The organism is Roseovarius sp. (genome assembly GCF_040219995.1).
GTDB lineage: Bacteria > Pseudomonadota > Alphaproteobacteria > Rhodobacterales > Rhodobacteraceae > Roseovarius.
In genome coordinates, this window is sequence record NZ_JAVJUC010000042.1 from 39,479 (window position 1) to 60,790 (window position 21,312).

Here is a 21,312-nt window from a genome sequence, read left to right on the forward strand (position 1 = left end):
ACGGAATACCGACGCGATACAGACATGAAAAAAGGCCCGCAGTGGACACCTCCCGCGGGCCTTTTCATTGGCGGTGGGGATGCTCAGCCCCGACCGGCCTCGATCACGTCCTCAACCGTGCGCAGCCCGGTGCGCGGGGCCTGAACCAGCACCGCCATGTTGCCGGGCTTGTGTTCGTTATTCAGCATCTTGGTATGCGCCTGCGGGATCTCGTCCCACGGAAAAACCTCGGACATACAAGGGTCTAGCCGCCGCTCAACCATCAGCTTGTTGGCCGCCGCCGCCTGCTTGAGATGCGCGAAATGGCTGCCCTGCAGGCGCTTCTGGTGCATCCACATGTAGCGCACGTCAAAGGTGCAGTTGAAGCCGCTGGTGCCCGCACAGATCACCACCATGCCGCCCTTCTTGCAGACCAGCGACGAGACCGGAAAAGTCGCCTCGCCGGGATGCTCGAACACCATGTCGACGCTGACGCCCTTGCCGGTTATGTCCCAGATCGCCTTGCCGAATTTCCGCGCTTCCTTGAGCCAGTCGTTGTATTCCGGCGTGTTCACCGTGGGCAATTGACCCCAGCAGTTGAATTCCTTGCGGTTGATGACGCCCTTGGCCCCCTGATCCAGAACGAACTGCCGCTTGCTCTCGTCCGAGATGACACCAATGGCATTCGCGCCCGCCGTATTGGCCAGCTGGATCGCATAGGAGCCGAGGCCACCCGAGGCACCCCAGACAAGCACGTTCTGCCCCGGCTTGAGGTCATGCGGCGCGTGGCCGAAGAGCATCCGGTAGGCGGTGGCGAGCGTCAGCGTGTAGCAGGCGCTTTCCTCCCATGTCAGGTGCTTGGGGCGCGGCATGAGCTGCTGCGCCTGCACGCGGGTGAACTGCGAGAACGAGCCGTCCGGCGTCTCATAGCCCCAGATCCGCTGCGTGGGCGAGAACATCGGATCGCCGCCGTTGCACTCCTCGTCATCGCCATCGTCTTGATTACAATGGATGACCACCTCGTCGCCGACCTTCCAGCGTTTGACCTTCTCGCCCACTTTCCAGACGATGCCCGCCGCATCGGACCCGGCGATGTGATAGTCTGCCCCGTGGCCGTCGAACGGGCTGATCGGCTGGCCGAGACCGGCCCAGACGCCGTTATAGTTGACGCCCGCCGCCATCACCAGAACCAGCACCTCGTGGCTGTCGATCTCCCATGTATCGACAACCTCCTGCTGGAACGAGGTTTCCGGCTCGCCATGCCGCTCGCGGCGGATCGCCCAAGCATACATATGCTTGGGCACATAGCCGAGCGGGGGCATTTCGCCGACCTCGTAGAGGTCCTTTTCCGGTGCGTCATAGGGCGCGATGCCCGTCTCGTTATCCAAAGCCATGCTAGCCTCCTCGTGATCGCGTGCCGCAGTGCAGAATCGCGGCGCTCTGACCTTGGGATACTGAGGGATCGGTAATATTGCAATAGCTTTGGGTCTATTTTTGTAATTATATGACCGAGCAAATGCAGAAAAATCGCTCAATCCGCGCTGCAACCGCGAAAAAGATGCGCGATGGAGGCGGCGTAATAGGTCAGTAGCGGGCGTTCGGCCTCAATGACGGAAAACGCGCCGTGACGCTCCTCGATCATCCCTCGCTTGCGCAACACGGTGATGCCAAAGCGGATCGCATAGGCCAGATCGTCGCGCGGCAGGTGCAAATGGGCGCGCGGGGCCTCTGTCAGCATCGCCGCGATGCGGGTATCGAGCGCCTCGCGGCTCAGCGGCTCCTTGGCCAGCAGCAGCGCCCGCGCCACCAGCGGCACCGGCAGCACCGGCACCTCGGCCCCGATCCGGGCCATCAGCGCCCGCGCCAGCCCCTCGACGCCCCCTTCCGGGTGATCCACCTGATAAGACCGAAGTGACATCGGTGCGCCGAAACTCACCGCGGCATAGCCGTGGCGATGATACTTGCCCCGCAGCTTGAGCCAGCCCTGATTCACGATGAACCGCGCCACCACGCTGATCCGCGCCGGAAAGCGCCGCCCGCCTGCCTGATCGGCGGCAACCAGCAGCCGGTCCTCGAACACCCGGTCGTAATTGAGCGCCACGGGCACAAAGACCACATCGCGCCCGTCGGGTTCGCGCTCCTCGACAAGGTATTTCAGCAGGCCAAGGCGCGGTTCCTGCAAGCCGCCATTCAGGCTCAGCCCGCCTTCGGGGAACATCGCCTGCGTGACGCCGCCATCGGTGGCCATGCCCACATAGCGCGCCAGCACCCGGCGATAGAGCGCGCCGCGCGATTTACGGCGGATGAAATAGGCCCCCATGGCCTTGATCAGCCGCGACAACGGCCACACCCGCGCCCATTCCCCCACGGCGTAAGAGAGCGCCGAGCGTTCGGCGGCGAGCCACGTGACCAGCACGTAATCCATGTTGGAGCGATGATTCATCACGAACACCACCGTCGCGTCGCGGTCGATGCCGGTCAGCGTCTCGTCGAAATGCCCCAACCGCACGCGGTAGAGCGAGCGGCTGAGCCATTTGGCAAGCTTGATCGCGATGCCGAAATAGGCGGTGGCCGAGAAACTCGGCACGATCTCGCGCGCATAGCGTTTGGCCTGCTCGAAGGCGACATTCTCGGGGATGCCTTGCTTGCGGGCATAGACGGCGATGGCGCGGCTCACCTCGGGGTCGTAGATCAGGCGCTGGATCATGTCGTAGCGCCGCGCCAGCTTGAACGGCTCGATGGGCCGCTCCAGCCGCTCGTTGAGGCGGGCAACGGCGCGCTCCATCCGGCGGCGAAAGAACCAGCGGACGGAGGGGAAGAGGAAATGCGACGCAAAGGTCACGGCGGCGAAACCGATCAGCAGAAGGAGCGCCCAGAGGGGCATGTCGACCGTTTGTGTCATTGCGCCAGATAAGCAGGGAACGCGAGGGCGGTAAATGGGGGGCGCGTCATCCTCGTGGTGTTGGGCGTCATCCTCTGGCTCGACCAGAGGATCTCTTGGCTGGCAGATCCTCGGATCAAGTCCGAGGATGACGCGGGGAGAGGTCGAAGACGCCGGACCGGCGCATATGCCGCGATGCAGCGAATTGACAGCGCCAGTTTGTTGCCGTTACATTGCGCAGAACGTAAGAAAATTGCGCAACCTGATTCACGAGGCCCGTACATGTCGCAGACGCAGAAAGATCGCCCCTGGTTAATCCGCACCTATGCGGGCCATTCGACGGCGCAGGCGTCGAACGCGCTCTATCGCTCGAACCTGGCGCGCGGGCAGACCGGGCTCTCGGTGGCCTTCGACCTGCCGACGCAGACGGGCTATGACAGCGATCACGTGCTCGCCAAGGGTGAGGTCGGCAAGGTCGGCGTGCCGATCTGTCATCTGGGCGACATGCGCGCGCTTTTCGATCAGATCCCGCTTGATCAAATGAACACCTCGATGACGATCAACGCCACGGCGCCGTGGCTCTTGTCGCTCTATATCGCGGTGGCCGAGGAGCAGGGGGCGGACACCACCGCCCTGCAAGGCACGGTGCAGAACGATCTGATCAAGGAGTACCTGTCGCGCGGCACATACATTTGCCCGCCCAAGCCGAGCCTGCGGATGATCGGCGACGTGGCCGAATATTGCTACAAGCATGTGCCCAAGTGGAACCCGATGAATGTCTGTTCCTACCACCTGCAAGAGGCCGGTGCCACGCCCGAGCAGGAGCTGGCCTTTGCGCTGGCCACCGCCGTGGCGGTGCTGGACGAGTTGCAGCCGCGCGTGCCGGAAGAGGATTTCCCGATCCTCGCCGGGCGGATTTCGTTCTTTGTAAACGCGGGCATCCGCTTTGTCACCGAGATGTGCAAGATGCGCGCCTTCGTCGATCTCTGGGACGAGATTTTGCAGGAGCGTTATGGCGTCGAAGACCCCAAATTCCGCCGCTTCCGCTATGGCGTGCAGGTCAACTCGCTTGGCCTGACCGAACAGCAGCCCGAGAACAACGTCTACCGTATCCTGATCGAAATGCTGGCGGTGACGCTGTCGAAAAAGGCCCGCGCACGGGCGGTGCAATTGCCCGCCTGGAACGAGGCACTTGGCCTGCCGCGCCCCTGGGATCAGCAATGGTCGATGCGGATGCAGCAGATCCTCGCCTATGAGACGGACCTTTTGGAATTCGACGACCTGTTCGAGGGCAACCCGGCGGTGGATGCCAAGGTCGAGGCGCTGAAAGACGGCGCGCGGCATGAGCTGGCGGGTCTCGACAGCATGGGCGGCGCGGTCTCGGCCATCGAGTACATGAAATCGCGGCTGGTGGACAGCAACGCCGAACGCCTCGGCCGGATCGAGCGTAACGAGACGGTGGTCGTCGGCGTGAACAAGTGGCAGGAGGGCGAGCCCTCGCCGTTGCAGACCGAGGATGGCGGCATCATGGTGGTCGATGCGGCCGTCGAGGCCGATCAGATCGGGCGGCTGGAGGAGTGGCGGCGCGCGCGCGACACAGGCGCGGTCAAGGCGGCGCTTGCGGATCTGCGCGCGGCGGCGGAGGCCGGGGAGAACATCATGCCCGCCTCCATCGCGGCAGCGAAGGCGGGCGTGACGACGGGGGAATGGGCCGAACAGATGCGCGCCATTCACGGCGAATATCGCGGACCCACCGGTGTCTCGCGCAGCCCGTCGAACATGACCGAGGGGCTTGATGAGATCCGCGATGCCGTGGACGCGGTCAGCGACAGCCTCGGGCGGCGTCTGAAATTCCTCGTCGGCAAGCCGGGGCTCGACGGCCATTCCAACGGCGCCGAGCAGATCGCCTTCCGCGCGCGCGATTGCGGGATGGATATCGGCTATGAGGGCATCCGCCTGACGCCCGAGCAGATCGTCAGCGCCGCGCAGGACGAGGGCGCACATGTGGTCGGGCTGTCGATCCTGTCAGGATCGCACATGCCGCTGATGGAGGAGCTGATGGAGCGGATGCGCAACGCCGGTCTCGGACATGTTCCCGTGATCGTCGGCGGCATCATCCCCGAGGAGGATGCCCGACGGTTGCGCGAAATGGGCGTAGCGCGGGTCTATACGCCCAAGGATTTCGAGCTCAACACGATTATGATGGATATCGTGACGCTCGCCGATCCACGCGCAGTGGCGGCGGAGTGATCCGCCGCCCCGGGGCGCGCGTCACTCTTCGCGCTGCTCCGAAATTTGCGCGATGATCCGCTGATTAAGCGCCTCGCTCTGACCGGCGGCATTGGCAATGGCCACATAGCTGTCGACATCCATGTTCTCGACCTCGCCCACGGCGGCAAAGGCGGCCTCATTGGCCTCTTCCACCAACTCACTCTGAGCTGCCTCATCCTCGGCGGCCTCGATCAGGGGCGTGTATTCCTCGCGCACCTCTTCGACTGCGAGGATCGCATCGACAAAGGCCTCGACTTGGCCGTCGGTGACGTCCTCGGCGGCGATTTCGGCCGGTTGCGGCAGGCTTTGCTCGGTCTCCTGCGCGGCGAGCGGGGTGGCAAGCGCGAGCACCGTGGCACTGAGCAGCGTCGCGAATTTGGTTGTGAAGGTCAAATCAGTCTCCTGTTGCGTGGTCTGACGTCCCGCGCAGGCCGCGCGGAATGCTTGCTAGAGGTGGGGGAACGATGAACGGGTGACAACCCGATCGGCGGAAAAATGCCGGGGCGCGGCGAGAATTCAGTCTGGTCTCTGCCCTGCGGTTGGCGCAGGCTACGCAACAAGACCTGAACCGGAGATATGCCATGACCCTGCAGATCCGCCCTGTCGAGACCGGGGACAAACCCGGATGGGTGCCACTTTGGCGCGACTATCTGGCGTTCTACGAGACCACCCTGCCCGATACGGTCTATGACGTGACCTTCGCGCGGCTGACCTCGGCGGCGCATCCTGATCAGAGCGGTCTGATCGCACTGCAGAACGGGCGCGCGGTCGGGTTGGTGCATTACATCTATCATCCGCACAACTGGCGGGAGGAGAAGGTGTGTTACCTGCAGGATCTCTTTGCGGTCCCAACAGCGCGCGGCACGGGCGTGGGGCGAGCATTGATCGAGGCCGTCTATGCCCGCGCTGATGCCGATGGCTGTCCGTCGGTCTATTGGCTGACTCAGGACTTCAACGCACAGGCGCGCAAGCTCTATGATCGGATCGGGACGCTAACGCCGTTCATCAAGTACAGCCGGTAGGGAGCGATTTTGGCCTCGAGCGGTTGTCTAGTTGCAGCGCCAATGCGCGGAATCAAGGCGCGGAACGCGCCGCCGCGCAGCGCCCACCCGCGGTCGGGCACAGCGCGGCTCATCTCGGAAACGTCAATGACCGCTTCAGGCCCACCACGACCTCGCCTATCATCCAAGAGGCGTTGGTTTTGACGCCCGCCCTACTCGGCCCGCGCGCCGGAAAACCGCGCCACGGCGACCCCGGCGGCTTCAAGCTCCGCGCGCAGACCGCGCGCGATCTCCACAGCTTCCGGCGTGTCGCCATGCAGGCAGATCGTGTCGATCCGGGTGGGGATATGCTTGCCGCTTTCGGCGATGATCGCGCCCGCGCGAATCATCTCGAGGATACGGGCGGCGGCGCAGGCCGGGTCATGGATCACCGCGCCCGGCTTGCGCCGGTCGACCAGCGTGCAATCGTCGTTATAGGCGCGGTCGGCAAAGATCTCGCAGGCCATGCGCGCGCCGAGATCGCGGGCGGCAACCTCCTGCGCGGTGCCGGCAAGCACCATCACGATGATCTCGGGATCGACCGAAAGTGCTGCGGCATAGGCGGCACGGGCAAGCTCTGCATCCTCGGACGCCATGTTGGCGAGCGCGCCGTGCAGTTTCAGATGGCGCACGGTGCCCCCCGCCGCCCGCGCCATCGCCTGCGCCGCCCCCAACTGATAGCGCACGAGATTGCCAAGCGTCTCATGCGCCAGGTCAATGCGCCTGCGACCAAAGCCTTGCAGGTCAGCAAAGGCGGGATGCGCCCCGATGCCTACGTCACGCGCAACGGCGCCCGCCATGGTCCGTGCCATCACGTCCGGGTCGCCCGCGTGAAAGCCGCAGGCGATATTGGCGGAACTGACCACCTCCAGCAGGGCGGCATCGTCGCCCATGGTCCAGGGGCCAAAGCTCTCGCTCATGTCGGCATTCAGATCGACGCTTGCTTGCATGGGTCAGGTCTCCTCGTCATGGCCTGCGGTGACACCGCTGATGAGTTGATAGGACAGCAGATCGCGGATGTCATTGGGGTCGCGCACAAGATGGTCGAGTTTTTCGCGCAACCCCTTGCGGGTGGTCTCGGCGGCGCGTTCGGCCGCGAGACCCTCCTCGAGCGTGACAAAGCGAAACCGCAACTGCGCGCCGGGCTGCGCCTGCGCCACGCGCGGCAGGTCGCAGGGCAGGACCGAGCCGATGCGCGGATAGCCACCCGTGGTCTGGCATTCAGCCATCAGCACGAAGGGCGCGCCGTCGCCGGTGATCTGGATATCGCCCGGCACGATCACCTCGGACAGGACCGAGAGCCCGGCCACACTGGCAAAGCCCTGACCGTCGGGATCGAAGCGCACGCCCATCCGGTTGCCGCGCGCGGCGCGGGTGAACTGCGTGGCCTCAAAGCGGGTAATCTCCTCATCCGGGAAAAACCCGGTCTGAAAGCCCGGTACGACGCGCACCGTGCCCCCATCGAACCGGTCATCCGTGGGCAGGACAAGTCCGGTCTCGCCCCCGGTCCGATCCTCACCCAAAGGCAGATCGTCGCCCGCCGCGATCAGCGCGCCAAGCCCCGCCGCAAGATGCGCCGAGCGCGCGCCGAGACGCTCGGGCGTGGCGATACCGCCGCCCAGATGCAGGTAGCCATAGACACCGCGCGTCGCCGCCCCGATGCTGAGGCGGCTGCCCGCGTGCAACAGATGCGAGGCGTTCCACGCCAGCGGCGCGCCGTCCACGCTTGCCCGCATCGGCGCGCCGGTCAGAGCAATGCGGGTGTCGTGGCTGACCTCGAAACTGCCGCCCATGCCCGCCATCTCAAGTGCGGCCAGCCCCTCGGACTGATGCAAGAGCGCCGCGCCCTCAGCCATGGCGAGCCGGTCCGCCGCACCCCCGCGCGACAGGCCAAAGGCGAGATATCCGGGCCGGCCAAGGTCCTGCACGCTGACACCGGGGCCCGCGTCATGCACGATCAGACGGCGGGTCATCGGATCACCTCGGACCGTGCACCGCCATCGGGGCCATCCTCGCGCAGGCGCTCATATGTCTCGCGGTCAGTCGCCTCAAAGATCACCTCGTCGCCCGGGCGCAGGACAAAAGGCGTGTCCGAATCTGGCCGAAACAGGCGAAAGGCGGTCTGCCCGATATGCCGCCAGCCGGTGGGCGTGGTGACCGAAAAGAGCACCAACTGCCGAATCGCCACGGTCAGCGCGCCAATCGGCACCCGGTCGGTGAGCGCGGTCTGACGGGGGATGTCCCACGCCTCCGGCAATTCGCCCAAATAGGGCTGGCCGGGGGCGAATCCGATGGTCTGAACGCGGACGCGGGTGCTGGCGATTTCCTGCGCCGCCGCCTGCTCTGTCAGCCCTGCCGCCGCTGCCGCCTCGGCCAGTTGCGGGGCCAGATCGGTGCCGTAGACGGTGGGAATGCGCCAGAACCTGCGCCCTTCGGGAAGATCGGCGGCATACCAGTCGCGGCTGTCGAGCAGCGTCTGGAGTTCCGCGCGCAGATCCCCCACCTCGATGCGCAGCGCATCGAAACGCAGGAAGGTCGAGACCAGAGAGGTGGTGCTTTCTTCGACGCCTTTGGGCGTGGCCCGCTCCACCGCCGCGCGAAAGGCGAGGGCGGCGCGGTTGGCAGGCTCGCTCAACGTCTCGCCGAAGGAGACGACCAGACCATCGAGCCCCACCCGCCCGATCCGGGGAAAGGGTGCATCGGCGCGTGTGTCTTGATCCGTCTCGCTCACGGGGCGGTGTCCTCCGGTCTCGTGCATGCCTCAAGGTCTATTGGACAGCTTGCGGCAGGAAAAGGGCGATCTGCGGAAAGGCGATGAGCAGCCCGGCCATGACCAGCATGGTCGCCGCATAGGGTGCGGCCCCCAGCATCACCTCGGACATCCGCCCGCCCTGCCGCGCGCCCTGCACCACGTAGAGGTTGAGACCGACCGGTGGCGTAATCAGCGCCATCTCGATCAGCACGATCATCAGGATGCCGAACCAGATCGGGTCATAGCCCTGCGCCACCACCAGCGGCACCACGATGGGGATGGTCACCACCATCAGCGACAGCGTCTCGATGAAGAAGCCGAGCACGATATAAATGCCGACCACGACCATGATCGTGCCAAGCGGCGACAGGCCGAGACCACCGAGGAGCGTTTCAAGTTCACGGCCAAGCCCGGCAGAGGCCAGCGTGAAGTTGAGGAACGACGCGCCGATCACCACCAGCATGATCATCGCGGTGATCTTGACGGTGCCAAGCAGGCTCTGCCGCAGCACATCGAAATTCACGGTGCCAAAGAGCGCGGCGATGACAAACGCCCCGAAGACGCCCACCGACGCGGCCTCGGTCGGGGTCGCCCAGCCCTTGTAGATCGAGCCGATGATGACGGTGAAGAGCAGGATGATCGGGATCAGTTGCAAAAGCGCGCGCAGCATTTGCACCAGCGGAAACACCCGCCGCTCGCCGCCCAGACCGGGGCGGATCATGCAGATGATCACGGTGACGACCATGAAGGCGAGCGCAAGGCCGATGCCCGGCACAAGGCCCGCGAGAAACAGCTTGGGGATCGAGCTCTGGGTGAGGAAACCATAGACGATCAGGTTGATCGACGGCGGGATCATGATGCCGAGCGTGCCGCCCGCCGCGATCGCGCCCGAAAAGAGCTTGGGGTCATAGCCCAACTTTTCCGCCTGCGGCATGGCGACGGTGGCCACGGTGGCAGCGGTGGCCACGGAACTGCCAGAGGTGGCCGAGAACATCGTCGCGGTCGCGACATTGGCATGAACAAGGCCACCGGGCAGCCAGCTGACCCAGCGGTCGAGCGCGGCATAGGTGCGCGTGGCTATCCCAGAGCGCACAAGGATTTCGCCCAGAAGCACGAAGAAGGGGATCGCGATGAGCGTGGGATTGTTTGAGGTGGACCACACAAGGTTGCCAAGCCCCCGGATCAGGGGGAACGGGCTGAAGAAGAGGTCGAGCCCGAAGCCCAGAAGAAAGAGCACGATGCCCACGGGGATCGAGAGGCCCAGCAGGAACAGCAGGCCGAAGGTTGCATAGGCAATCATTCCGTGGCCTCCGCTTCGCCAAGCGCACCGATGGCCTGATCGGCCCGGTCATAGTCGCGCCGCAGCACCAGCAGCGCCGCCGCCGTCAGCGTCGCCCAGGAGACCAACGCAAACCACACCCAACCCGCGAACCACGGGATCTGCACCAGCGCCAGCGGGGTTTCCAGCGGTGTGTTGGCGCGCGAGGAATTGGCAAGCGAGCGCTCCACCACCGGCCAGGACCACCACGCCACCAGCGTGACCGTCCCCGCCAGCGTGGCGAGCGCGAAGAGATCGAAGAGCGCCCGCGTCATCGCCCCGCCGCGCGAGCGGATGAGGTCGATGCGCACATGGCCCAGTTCCATCAGCGCATAGCCCATGCCCCAGGACGTGGCGATGGCCATGACATAGCCGCTGATTTCATCGGTGCCGCCGAACGAAGCCTCGACTTGCCGCAGCAGGATATCGCTGAGCACGAAGGCCGCACAGGCCAGCAGGAAAAGGCCGACGGCAATCGCCACCCCCCTGTTGATCCTGCGCAGCGCGTCGAGCAGCGCCACGGCGGTCGAGGCCCCTGTCGTCATGCTCAGTTCACCGCGTCGATGGTGACGCCGACGGTGGCGCCTACGGTTTCGTTCCAGCGCTTGGCCCAGTCGTCGCCCGCGCGGTCGGCCCAGTCGGGCAGCACGGTATTGACCAGGACCTCGCGGGCGCGCTCGAAATCGGCATCCGACACCTCGACCAGCGTCATGTCGCGCGCCTCGCCTGCGGGGCAGTCGCCATTGCCGGTGAGGCAGGCGATATCGTTGACCAGCGCGTCCTGCGCGGTGGCCCAGGCGGGGTCTTCGAACTCGGTCTTGATCTGAGTCTCAATGAGCGATTGCGTGCTCTCGTCGAGGCTGTTCCAGCGGTCGAGGTTCATCGCCGTCACGACGCTGTCCCAGCCACCGAGGGGAATGGGCAGCAGGTGGGTCGAAACCTCCCACCAGCCCGCCGAATAGCCCGAACCGGCCCCGGTCACGGCGCAATCCACCACGCCGTTTTGCAGCGCGCCGGGCACCTCGCCGAAGCTGACATTGATGCCCTCGGCGCCCAAAGCCTCAAGAAACTGCGCAGTCATGCGGCCAGAGGCGCGCACCTTTAGTCCTTCAAGATCAGAGAGTTCCGTGACCGGCGCGTTACAGAACACCACCTGCGGCGGATAGGGCGCGATGGCCAGAACATGGCTGTTGAACCGGTCGTTGAAGATATCCTCGACCATCGGGCGCGCCGCGTCGACCATCGCCCGCGCCTCGTCGGCCGTCAGCGCCACCAGAGGCACGTCGAGCCCTTCGAGTTCCGGCGCGTCGGCCACGGCGTAATCGGCTACGGTCATCGCCACGTCATAGACCCCGTCACCGAGCAGGCGGTAGACGTCACCCACCCCGAGGTTCATCTGATTGTGCGTGGTCAGCGAGACGTTGATTTCGCCATCCGAGGCTTCGGGCAGGGTCTCGGTCCAGAACGGGGCCTCGTATTGCTTGTGCAGGGGCAGGCTTGACCAGCTGCCCACCACCGAGAGGTCCTGTGCCGCGAGCGGTGCGGCGAGGAAGGTGGAGGCGGCAAGAATTGCGGTGAGTTTCATGGGTCTTTCTCCTTGTCGGTTTCGTGTCGGTATTGCGTCGGTATTGCGTCGGTGGCTTGAGGTCACGCGGCCTGCGGGGCCAGCACGGGCACTTCGGCCTCTTCGGGGATGTCGGTGATCAGCATATGCCCGGGCTTGTGCGTGATACAGAGCGGCGGCGCGGCGGCCTCGATTGCGACCTGCGGGGTGACACCACAGGCCCAGAAAACAGGCACCTGCCCCCCACCCACCGGCATCGCATCGCCCCAGTCGGGACGGGTGACGTCGGTGATCCCGATCTCCTCGGGTGCGCCGTGATGGATTGGGGCACCATGCGCGAGCGGGTAGCGGCGCGAAATCTGTTCCGCCTCGCTCAGGCGTGCGGGGTCGATGGCCCGCATGCTGACGACCATCCGCGCGCGAAACGGACCGGCGGGCGCGCAGTCGATATCGGTGCGGAACATCGGCACGGTGGTGTCGTTCTCGACATGCCACAGCGGGATGCCCGCCTGCATCAGCGCATGCTCGAAGGTGAACGAACAGCCAAGCGCGAAGGCCACCATGTCACCCGTCCACAGATCGCGGATATCGGCGGCAGACCCCTCAAGCCGCCCGTGGCGGTAGATGTTGTAGGCGGGCACATCGCTGCGAATGTCGATGTCGCGGCCAAGCGTGTGCATCATCGGATTGCCGGTATCCGAGACCCCGACCAGCGGGCAGGGTTTGGGATTGCGCTGACAAAACCGCATGAAGTCGAGCGCCAGCGCCTCGGGCAGGATCACGATATTGGCCTGAAGATACCCGGACCCCAGCCCGGCGGTATGGCCCGCGTAGCGCCCGGCGCGAATCTCGGCGCGCAGGCTGGGCAGGTCGGCATCTCTCAGACGGTCGAAATCGGTGGTCACGGGCAGCCTCTCGATTGGTTGATTTCAGCGTGACCGGGACGAAATATAAAATCAAATCGAATAAATTTGTCGCTTGATATCGAAATTACTTATCACCAAGATGGGCGCGATACTCCTGCGCCACGTCGCGCGCCGCGCGGGCCGCGAATTCGACCACGTGACTGCGCGGCTCGGCCACCCATGACGCGGTAAAGCGCAGCGGCGGCGGCACCCAGCCGGGATCGAACTGCCGGATGCGCCCCGCCGCCACGTATTCCGCCCCCAAGGCGCGCGGCAATGCGGCGATGCCCAGATCGGCCTCGACCAGCCGGAAACAGGCCGAGAGCGAGGAGGAGGGAAAGATCGACACGTCGGGGCCAACATGCTCGAACAGCAACTCGCGCAGCTCGCGGTAAGGCCGGGTGTTGCGGGCATAGGTCAGCACCGGGCGGCTGAGATAGGCCGACGGGTCCTCCTCAATCGGCGCATCGGCAGCGACATACCACGCCAGATCGAACCCCGGCAGGTCGATATTGTCGACCGTATATTCCGAGATCGGCCCCAGCAGGATCGCAAGGTCGATCTCGCGCCCCAGCAGACGCTCGCGCAGGTCGAGCGAGATATCGACGTTGAATTCGATCTGCAGCTTGGGAAAGTTGCGGTGCAGCCGGGCGATGAGATCGGGCAGCCAGCATTGCGCGATGGTCTCGGAGACGCCGATGCGCAGATGCCGTTCCAGCCCCTTGGGGTCGATTACGTCCTTCTCGATCATCTCCTGCAACCGCTCGAATTTCTCGGCGTAAAGCAGCAGCCGCTCGCCGCGCTTGGTCAGCGTCATGCCGCCCGCGTCCCGGTCAAAGAGCGTGCCTTGCAGCGTGTCCTCAAGATTACGGATGCGGGCAGTGACGGCGGGTTGCGTCAGGTTCAGGCTCACGGCAGCCTTGCGCACGCCGCCGGTGCGGACGACGGCGAGAAAGGTGCGCAGATGGGCGAGGTTGAGCTGAGCCATACCCGAGCCTAGCGCAACGCCGGGCGCAGGGCCATCGCCGCCTCACGCGCGGCTGTGCATCTCGTAGCCCGGCGGGGCGAGGGCGGTGACGGTGGTGATCGGGTCGCTGCCGTTCCAGGTGCTGCGGGCGATGCCAAAGAGCGCATCCCCCTCTTCGGCCTGCAACAGAGCGGCGTCATCGGCAGCGGCCTTCATCGCGAAGAACCGCAGGTCGCAGCGGCTGTAGGGGCGGTGTTGCAACAGCCATTCATTGGCGTTCTCGCGGCTGAGATCGACATCGAGGATCTCGGGCACGGTCTCGACGCAGATCCAGCGATCCTCGAACAGGTAGGGGCGCTGATTGGCCAGATGCAGGGCGCGGACATGCAGCATGCGGGCGGGGGCGCGCATCTCGAGGGCGGCGGCAACGGCGCGCGGGGCGTCGGCCTCTTCGCGAGAGACGAGTTGATAGCCGTAGCGCGCGCCGGTCGCCTCCACCTCCAGCCGGGCGACGGGGATGTGAAAGGTCGCGCGGGTGGCGGGCAGGCGCAGTACATGCGTGCCGCCCTTGCGCTTGCGTTCGATCAGCCCCTCATCGGCGAGCGCGCGCATGGCGCGCTGCACCGTGGCGCGGGCACAGCCGAGATCGAGCGCGATATCCTCGTCGCGTGGCAGGCGGGCGCCGGGCCGGTAGGTCGCGTCAAGGATACGCCCCTGTATGGTGTCGTAGACATCCCGCCAGGTCAGCCGCTCCGCTATCGTCATGTCTCGTCCCGCAATTGCGCCATGGAGGCCCTGAACCGCCTGCATATCGCGTCGCGCGCGTGATGGCGACCGTGCTGCACCACATGGCGGCCCGCGCTCCAGACATCGGTGATGCATTGCGCGCCGTGCCCGCCGAAGATCAGCGTATCGAGCGCCACGTCGCCCGCGCGGTCGCAGAGCCACTCATTGTCAGTGGAAATCCCCACCATATCGGCGAGGTATCCGGGCGCGAGCGCGCCGCATTTTCGCCCCGCCGCCTGCGCGCCGCCGGCGAGCGTCGCGTCGATCAGGCGGCGCCCGGTGGAGTGCGCCTGCGTCGCCAGCACCGCGCGGGCACGGTCGCGCAGGCGTTGCGAATATTCCAGCGTCCTGAGCTCGTCGAAATACGCGATGTGGATGTTGGAATCCGACCCCACGCCGATGTGGCCCTCTGCGCCGAGATAGGTGGCACCGTTGAAGATACCGTCGCCAAGGCTCGATTCGGTGATCGGGCAGAGACCGGCCACGGCACCGGTGGCGGCAAGGCGGGCGGTCTCGTCCCCGGTCATCTGCGTGCAATGGATCAGGCACCAGCGCGGATCGACCGCGTGGGCGCCCAGAAGCCATTCCACCGGTCGCGCGCCAAGATGCGCCTCGACCTCCGAGACCTCGGCCTGTTGCTCGGCCAGATGCATGTGGACGGGGCCATCGGGGCAAAGCGCGAGCGCTGCCTCCAGCCCCGCCGCGTCTACCGCGCGCAGCGAATGCGGCGCGGTGCCGATGCGGTCATCGGCATGGCCATGATCGGCCAGAACCCGCGCGGCCCCGGCATGCAGGCGCGCGAACCGCTCCGGGTCGTTGCCGAACCGCAATTGCCCGCCTGCAAGGGGCCGCGCATCGCAGCCGCCCCATTGATAGAGCACCGGCAGCAGCGTGAGGCCGATGCCCGCCTGCTGCGCGGCGGCCACGATGCGCGCGCTGAGTTCGGCGATATCGTCATAGCCCTGCCCCTGCGCCGCGTGATGCAGGTAGTGAAACTCGGCCACCGCGCCATACCCGGCCTCCAGCATCTCCATGAAGACCATCGCCGCGATGGCCTCGATCTGGTCGGGGTCGAGCCGGTCGAGAAAGCGGTACATCTGCCGCCGCCATGTCCAGAAACTGTCCGCCGGGTCCGGCCCGCGCGCCTCGGTCAGCCCGGCCATGGCGCGCTGAAAGCTGTGGCTGTGCAGGTTCACCGGGGCCGGGATCACCATATCAAAATGGGTGGCCGCGCGGGTCGTCATCGGCCCCAGCGATTCGATCCGGCCCTGCGCATCGAGGGTGATCTGCACATCGCGCGCCCAGCCTTGGGGCGTAAGTGCCTGACTGGCGGTGATGATTTGCATGGCGCGACTCCGTTGACATATTATGTGCGTACATATTATTATTAAGCTTGAATGAAATCAAGGACTGCGCCATGCCCGACCGCCTGCTTCTGACCGATCTGAATGCTGCGACGATGACTCCTGGCACGGCCGCCTATGGGCTGATCGAGACGGCCGTGATCTGCCTGGAAGGGCCGGAGATCCGATGGGTCGGGCCCGCTGGTGATGTGCCTGAGAGGTTCCGCGATGCGCCCGTGCAGTCGCTGAACGGGCGGCTGGTGACGCCTGCGCTGATCGACTGTCACACCCATATCGTGCATGGCGGCCACCGTGCGCGCGAATTCGAGATGCGACTGGAGGGCGCGAGCTACGAGGAGATCGCGCGCGCGGGCGGCGGGATCGTCTCGACGGTCAGCGCAACGCGGGCGGCGGATGAGGAAAGCCTGCTGGCGGATGCGCTGCCCCGGGTCGATGCGCTGATTGCCGAGGGGGTGGGCACGGTCGAGATCAAGTCGGGCTATGGGCTTGATCTTGAAACGGAACTGCGAATGCTGCGCGTGGCGCGGCGGATCGGCGAGATGCGGCCCGTGACCGTGGTCACAAGCTTTCTGGGCGCGCATGCGGTGCCCGCCGGAGAGGATGCCGACCGCTATATTGACGAGGTCTGCCTGACCGCGCTGGAGGCGGCGCATGCCGAGGGGCTGGTCGACGCTGTCGACGGGTTCTGCGAGGGGATCGCCTTTGATACCGTGCAGATCGCGCGGGTGTTCGAGCGGGCGCGGGCGCTGGGCCTGCCGGTGAAGCTGCATGCCGAGCAGTTGAGCCATCTGGGAGGCACGGCGATGGCGGCGCGATATGGTGCGCGCTCAGTTGATCACGTGGAATATGCGAGCGCGGCGGATGCCCGCGCGCTCGCCGATGCGGGGTCGGTCGCGGTGCTCTTGCCGGGTGCGTTCTACACCCTGCGCGAGACGCAAGCCCCCCCGGTGCAGGCATTCCGCGACGCGGGCGTGGCGATGGCGGTGGCCACCGACCTCAACCCCGGATCGTCGCCGCTGGGATCGCTGCTGCTGGCGATGAACATGGCCTGCACCCTCTTTCGCCTGACACCGGAGGAGGCGCTGGCGGGCACGACGCGCCACGCGGCAAAGGCGCTGGGCCTGCGCGACCGGGGTGAGATCCGCGCCGGGCTGCGGGCGGATCTGGCGGTGTGGGATATCGAGACGCCCGCTGAACTCTCCTACCGGATCGGCACCAACCCCCTGCATACCCGTATTTTCGGAGGACACTCGTGACCGAAACGCTCATCCCCGGGGCCACCCCGCTGGCGCAACTGGAAACGCTGTGGCGCGAGAGGGCGGCCGCGCGGCTCGACCCGTCTGCGCGGGACGGGATCGCGCGGGCGGCGGCGCTTGTCGAACGGGCGGCGGATGGTGAGGCGGCGGTTTACGGGGTCAACACGGGCTTTGGCAAGCTCGCCTCGGTCAAGATCGCGGGCAAGGACACCGCGCAATTGCAGCGCAACCTGATCCTGTCGCATTGCTGCGGCGTGGGCGAGGCGCTGGATGCGGCCTCCACGCGGCTGATGATGGCGCTGAAGCTGCTGAGCCTCGGGCGCGGCGCGTCGGGCGTGCGCTGGGAGATATGCGCGCTGATCGAGGACATGCTGGCCACCGGTGTGGTGCCGGTCATCCCGGCGCAGGGATCGGTGGGGGCGTCGGGCGATCTGGCCCCCTTGGCGCATATGGCGGCGGTGATGGTCGGCGAGGGCGAGGCGGTATTCGAGGGCGAGACACTGGCGGGTGGCGTGGCCTTGCAGCGTGCGGGGCTGACGCCCGTCGTGCTCGGCCCCAAGGAGGGGCTGGCGCTGATCAATGGCACGCAGTTTTCCACCGCCTGTGCGCTGGGCGGGCTCTTCGAGGCGATGACGCTGGTGCGCGGCGCGGTGGTGACTTCGGCGCTCTCGACCGACGCGATCATGGGATCGACCGCGCCCTTGCACCCGATGATCCACGAATTGCGCGGGCATCAGGGGCAGATCGACGTGGCCGCCGCGATGGCCGCGCTGATGGAGGGCAGCGTCATCCGCGAAAGCCACCGCGAGGGCGATACCCGCGTGCAGGACCCCTATTGCATCCGCTGTCAGCCGCAGGTGACGGGTGCGGCGCTTGACCTCATCCGCTGGGCCGCGCGCACGCTGGAGGTGGAGGCGAACGCGGTGACGGACAATCCGCTGGTGCTGGTCGAGGATGGAGCGATCCTGTCAGGCGGGAATTTCCATGCCGAGCCGGTGGGGTTTGCCGCCGATACGCTGGCGATGGCGATTTCCGAAGTGGGGGCGATCGCGCAACGGCGCGTGGCGCTGATGGTCGATCCGACGCTGTCGTTTGACCTGCCCCCCTTTCTGACGCCCGATCCGGGGCTGAACTCGGGGCTGATGATCGCCGAGGTGACGGCGGCGGCGTTGATGAGCGAGAACAAGCATCTGGCGCATCCCTGCACCATCGACAGCACGCCCACCTCGGCCAATCAGGAGGATCACGTGAGCATGGCGGCGCATGCCGCGTATCGTCTGCGGCGGATGGTGCGGAACCTGTCGGTGATCCTCGGGGTCGAGGCGATCTGCGCCGCGCAGGGGATCGAGGCGCGCGCGCCCTTGGAGACCTCCGCGCCGTTGCGGGATGCTGTGGCGCGGCTGCGGGAGGTGGTGCCGAGCCTCGGGGCGGATCGCTACATGGCCCCCGATCTGGAGGCCGCCGCAACGCTGATGCGCGAGGGCGCGCTGGCGCGGGCGGCGGGGCTGGAGCTGGCGCTATGATCGAGGTGGTACAGGGGGGCGGGCCGCTGGTGCTGGGCCTGCCGCATACAGGTACGTATGTTCCGCCGAAGATCGTGGCGCGGCTGAATGTGACGGGCCGCGCGTTGGCCGATACCGATTGGCATGTCGAGCGGCTGTATGACGGGCTGGTCGGGGATGTGACCACGGTGCGGACGCGCGCGCATCGCTACGTGATCGACGTGAACCGCGCACCCGACGGCGAGAGCCTTTATCCGGGGCAGAACACCACGGGGCTGGTGCCGCTGACGGATTTTGATGGTCTGCCGATCTGGCAGAGCGGGGAAGAGCCGGATTCGGACGAGGTGGAGGCGCGGCGTGTGGCGTATCACGCGCCCTATCACGCCGCGCTGGCAGAGGAACTGGAGCGGGTGCGGGCGCGGCACGGGTTTGCGATCCTGTATGATTGCCATTCCATACGCTCACGTATCCCTTACCTGTTTGACGGCGTTCTGCCCGATCTGAACATCGGCACCAATGGTGGTACGACCTGCGCGCCGGGGATCGCGGCGGCGGTCGAGGCGGTCTGCCGAGCGGCAGACGGATACAGCACCGTCACCAATGGCCGCTTCAAAGGCGGCTGGACGACGCGCCATTATGGCCGCCCCGACGAGGGGCTGCACGCGATCCAGATGGAGCTTTCGCAGGCCACCTATCTCACCGCCGAGGCCCCGCCCTGGGACTATGACGACGGGCGCGCGGAGCGTCTGCGCGCCACGCTGCGCCCAATCCTCGAAACCCTGTCCGCATGGAGACCGTGATGACCGATCCCCGCAAGAACACCCGCGACGTCTATCCCCCCACCGGCCCGGAGTTGAACGCCAAGAGCTGGCAGACCGAGGCGCCGCTGCGGATGCTGATGAACAACCTGCACCCGGACGTGGCCGAGAACCCGCATGAGTTGGTCGTCTATGGCGGCATCGGGCGGGCGGCGCGGACCTGGGCGGATTTCGATTGCATCGTCGAGAGCCTCAAGGATCTGGAGGCGGATGAGACGCTGGTGGTGCAGTCGGGCAAGCCGATTGCCATCGTGAAGACCCATGCTGATGCGCCCCGCGTGCTGATCGCAAACTCGAACCTCGTGCCGCACTGGGCCACCTGGGACCATTTCAGCGAGTTGGATCGCAAGGGGCTGATGATGTACGGCCAGATGACCGCCGGGTCATGGATCTATATCGGCTCGCAGGGCATCGTGCAGGGCACCTATGAGACCTTTGCCGAGGCGGGGCGGCAGCATTACGGCGGCGACCTGACCGGCAAGTGGATCCTGACTGGCGGGCTTGGCGGCATGGGCGGCGCGCAGCCCTTGGCGGCGGTGATGGCCGGGGCGTGCTGTCTGGCGGTGGAGTGCAACCCCGACAGCATCGATTTCCGCCTGCGCACGCGGTATGTGGATGAGAAGACCGACAGCCTTGATGAGGCGCTGGAGATGATCGAGCGGTGGACGGCGGCGGGTGAGGCGAAGTCCGTGGGGCTTCTGGGCAATGCCGCCGATATCTTTCCCGAGATCTACCGGCGCGGCATCCGGCCCGACATGGTTACCGATCAGACCAGCGCGCACGACCCCGTGAACGGCTATCTGCCGCAGGGCTGGAGCATGGCGGAGTGGAAGGCGAAGCGCGAGAGCGACCCGAAGGCTGTGGAACGCGCGGCGCGGGCGAGCATGAAAACCCATGTCGCGGCGATGGTGGAATTCTGGAATGCGGGCGTGCCGACGCTCGATTACGGCAACAACATCCGGCAGGTGGCACTGGATGAGGGGCTGGAGAATGCCTTTGCCTTTCCCGGCTTCGTGCCCGCCTATATCCGGCCGCTGTTCTGCCGGGGGATCGGGCCGTTCCGGTGGTGTGCGCTGTCGGGCGACCCGGAGGATATCTACCGCACCGACGCCAAGATGAAGGAGTTGTTTCCCGAGAACACCAAATTGCACAATTGGCTCGACATGGCGCGCGAGCGGATCGCGTTTCAGGGGCTGCCCGCGCGGATTTGCTGGATCGGGCTCGGGGACCGGCACCGCGCGGGGCTGGCGTTCAACGAGATGGTGGCGAAGGGCGAGTTGAAGGCGCCGGTGGTGATCGGGCGCGATCATCTGGACAGCGGCTCGGTCGCGAGCCCGAACCGCGAGACCGAGGCGATGAAGGACGGATCGGACGCGGTCTCGGACTGGCCGTTGCTGAACGCTCTAGTCAATACCGCCTCGGGGGCGACATGGGTCAGCCTGCATCACGGCGGCGGTGTCGGCATGGGGTTCTCGCAGCACGCGGGCGTGGTGATCTGCGCCGATGGCACGCCCGAGGCCGCCAAACGGCTGGAGCGGGTGCTGTGGAACGATCCGGCGAGCGGGGTCTGGCGGCACGCGGATGCAGGCTATGAAGAGGCGCTCGAGTGCGCTCGGGAGAACGGGCTGCGCTTGCCGCGTATTCTGCGGTGAGGCGTCGGGCTAGCTGCGTTTTGGCTTGAAGCTGCCGTTGAATGACCGCCAGAAGTGCCGCGTGATCGCAGGGCCGGGGACTGGCGATGCACGGGGTGTGGCGGGTACTTTAGCCGGGAAAATTCCTTAAAACCCCACCCCGTGGCAGTACCCCTCAAATCGCCAGGCCGCAGGCCGGCCCGGCGATCGCGGGGCACCTTCGGTGCGTTTCGCGCGGGATGCGGCAACGGCAGCTCAAGGCCAATCTCAGCCCCGCG

General features: G+C 66.1%; 19 protein-coding genes. 6 read left to right on the plus strand and 13 right to left on the minus strand.

Annotation, left to right across the window (positions count from 1 at the left end; translation table 11 throughout):
• Positions 1 to 83: 83 nt before the first annotated feature.
• Positions 84 to 1,373 carry a crotonyl-CoA carboxylase/reductase gene (ccrA, locus tag RID11_RS18175; protein WP_350141661.1) on the minus strand — a complete coding sequence of 430 codons (1,290 nt, stop codon included), beginning with the start codon at positions 1,371 to 1,373 and terminating at the stop codon, positions 84 to 86.
• Between the two features lie 137 nt (positions 1,374 to 1,510).
• Positions 1,511 to 2,881, minus strand: a complete 1,371-nt coding sequence (locus RID11_RS18180; RefSeq protein ID WP_350141662.1) for a 1-acyl-sn-glycerol-3-phosphate acyltransferase — start codon at positions 2,879 to 2,881, stop codon at positions 1,511 to 1,513.
• A 174-nt stretch (positions 2,882 to 3,055) separates the two neighbouring features.
• Between RID11_RS18180 and RID11_RS18185 the strand changes: the two genes are divergently transcribed.
• Positions 3,056 to 5,110, plus strand: a complete 2,055-nt coding sequence (locus tag RID11_RS18185) for a methylmalonyl-CoA mutase family protein (protein WP_350141663.1) — start codon at positions 3,056 to 3,058, stop codon at positions 5,108 to 5,110.
• A 21-nt stretch (positions 5,111 to 5,131) separates the two neighbouring features.
• Here RID11_RS18185 and RID11_RS18190 read toward each other — a convergent pair whose 3' ends face one another.
• Positions 5,132 to 5,524, minus strand: coding sequence for a DUF4168 domain-containing protein (locus tag RID11_RS18190; RefSeq protein WP_350141664.1), 393 nt, complete (start codon positions 5,522 to 5,524; stop codon positions 5,132 to 5,134).
• Between the two features lie 188 nt (positions 5,525 to 5,712).
• On the opposite strand from RID11_RS18190, the gene RID11_RS18195 reads away from it, so the two are divergent.
• Entirely contained in the window at positions 5,713 to 6,153 is a 441-nt protein-coding gene (locus RID11_RS18195) for a GNAT family N-acetyltransferase (RefSeq protein WP_350141666.1), read from the plus strand.
• A 191-nt stretch (positions 6,154 to 6,344) separates the two neighbouring features.
• Here RID11_RS18195 and RID11_RS18200 read toward each other — a convergent pair whose 3' ends face one another.
• From RID11_RS18200 to RID11_RS18245, 10 genes are all read right to left on the minus strand, one after another.
• A complete protein-coding gene (locus tag RID11_RS18200) occupies positions 6,345 to 7,121 on the minus strand; it encodes a LamB/YcsF family protein (protein ID WP_350141667.1) in 777 nt (258 codons plus the stop codon).
• A 3-nt stretch (positions 7,122 to 7,124) separates the two neighbouring features.
• Positions 7,125 to 8,144, minus strand: a complete 1,020-nt coding sequence (locus RID11_RS18205) for a 5-oxoprolinase subunit C family protein (protein WP_350141668.1) — start codon at positions 8,142 to 8,144, stop codon at positions 7,125 to 7,127.
• Positions 8,141 to 8,902, minus strand: a complete 762-nt coding sequence (locus RID11_RS18210) for a 5-oxoprolinase subunit B family protein (RefSeq protein ID WP_350141669.1) — start codon at positions 8,900 to 8,902, stop codon at positions 8,141 to 8,143. The genes RID11_RS18205 and RID11_RS18210 overlap by 4 nt, the downstream gene beginning before the upstream one ends.
• Before the next feature lie 37 nt (positions 8,903 to 8,939).
• Positions 8,940 to 10,223: a TRAP transporter large permease gene (locus RID11_RS18215; protein WP_350141670.1), complete on the minus strand. Its 1,284-nt coding sequence runs from the start codon at positions 10,221 to 10,223 to the stop codon at positions 8,940 to 8,942.
• Complete coding sequence (locus RID11_RS18220) at positions 10,220 to 10,786, minus strand: TRAP transporter small permease subunit (protein ID WP_350141671.1); 567 nt, start codon at positions 10,784 to 10,786, stop codon at positions 10,220 to 10,222. The genes RID11_RS18215 and RID11_RS18220 overlap by 4 nt, the downstream gene beginning before the upstream one ends.
• A gap of 2 nt (positions 10,787 to 10,788) precedes the next feature.
• Entirely contained in the window at positions 10,789 to 11,826 is a 1,038-nt protein-coding gene (locus tag RID11_RS18225; protein WP_350141672.1) for a TRAP transporter substrate-binding protein, read from the minus strand.
• Positions 11,827 to 11,888: 62 nt separating this feature from the next.
• A complete protein-coding gene (locus tag RID11_RS18230; RefSeq protein ID WP_350141673.1) occupies positions 11,889 to 12,710 on the minus strand; it encodes a putative hydro-lyase in 822 nt (273 codons plus the stop codon).
• 85 nt (positions 12,711 to 12,795) lie between these two features.
• The gene (locus RID11_RS18235) at positions 12,796 to 13,698 is read right to left on the minus strand and encodes a LysR family transcriptional regulator (RefSeq protein ID WP_350141674.1); all 903 of its coding nucleotides are present in this window, start codon (positions 13,696 to 13,698) and stop codon (positions 12,796 to 12,798) included.
• 42 nt (positions 13,699 to 13,740) lie between these two features.
• Positions 13,741 to 14,442, minus strand: a complete 702-nt coding sequence (hutC, locus tag RID11_RS18240) for a histidine utilization transcriptional repressor HutC (RefSeq protein WP_350141675.1) — start codon at positions 14,440 to 14,442, stop codon at positions 13,741 to 13,743.
• Positions 14,439 to 15,809, minus strand: a complete 1,371-nt coding sequence (locus RID11_RS18245; protein ID WP_350141676.1) for a formimidoylglutamate deiminase — start codon at positions 15,807 to 15,809, stop codon at positions 14,439 to 14,441. Before RID11_RS18245 ends, hutC begins: the two co-directional genes overlap by 4 nt.
• Positions 15,810 to 15,922: 113 nt before the next feature.
• Between RID11_RS18245 and hutI the strand changes: the two genes are divergently transcribed.
• Genes hutI through hutU form a run of 4 tightly spaced genes read left to right on the plus strand, consistent with a single transcriptional unit; the run spans position 15,923 to position 21,055 of the window.
• Complete coding sequence (gene hutI / locus RID11_RS18250; protein WP_350141859.1) at positions 15,923 to 17,083, plus strand: imidazolonepropionase; 1,161 nt, start codon at positions 15,923 to 15,925, stop codon at positions 17,081 to 17,083.
• Positions 17,080 to 18,606: a histidine ammonia-lyase gene (gene hutH / locus RID11_RS18255; protein WP_350141677.1), complete on the plus strand. Its 1,527-nt coding sequence runs from the start codon at positions 17,080 to 17,082 to the stop codon at positions 18,604 to 18,606. The genes hutI and hutH overlap by 4 nt, the downstream gene beginning before the upstream one ends.
• Positions 18,603 to 19,385 (plus strand): N-formylglutamate deformylase, encoded by a 783-nt coding sequence (hutG, locus tag RID11_RS18260; protein ID WP_350141678.1) that lies wholly within the window; start codon positions 18,603 to 18,605, stop codon positions 19,383 to 19,385. Before hutH ends, hutG begins: the two co-directional genes overlap by 4 nt.
• Positions 19,385 to 21,055 (plus strand): urocanate hydratase, encoded by a 1,671-nt coding sequence (gene hutU, locus RID11_RS18265; RefSeq protein WP_350141680.1) that lies wholly within the window; start codon positions 19,385 to 19,387, stop codon positions 21,053 to 21,055. The genes hutG and hutU overlap by 1 nt, the downstream gene beginning before the upstream one ends.
• Positions 21,056 to 21,312 lie beyond the last annotated feature (257 nt).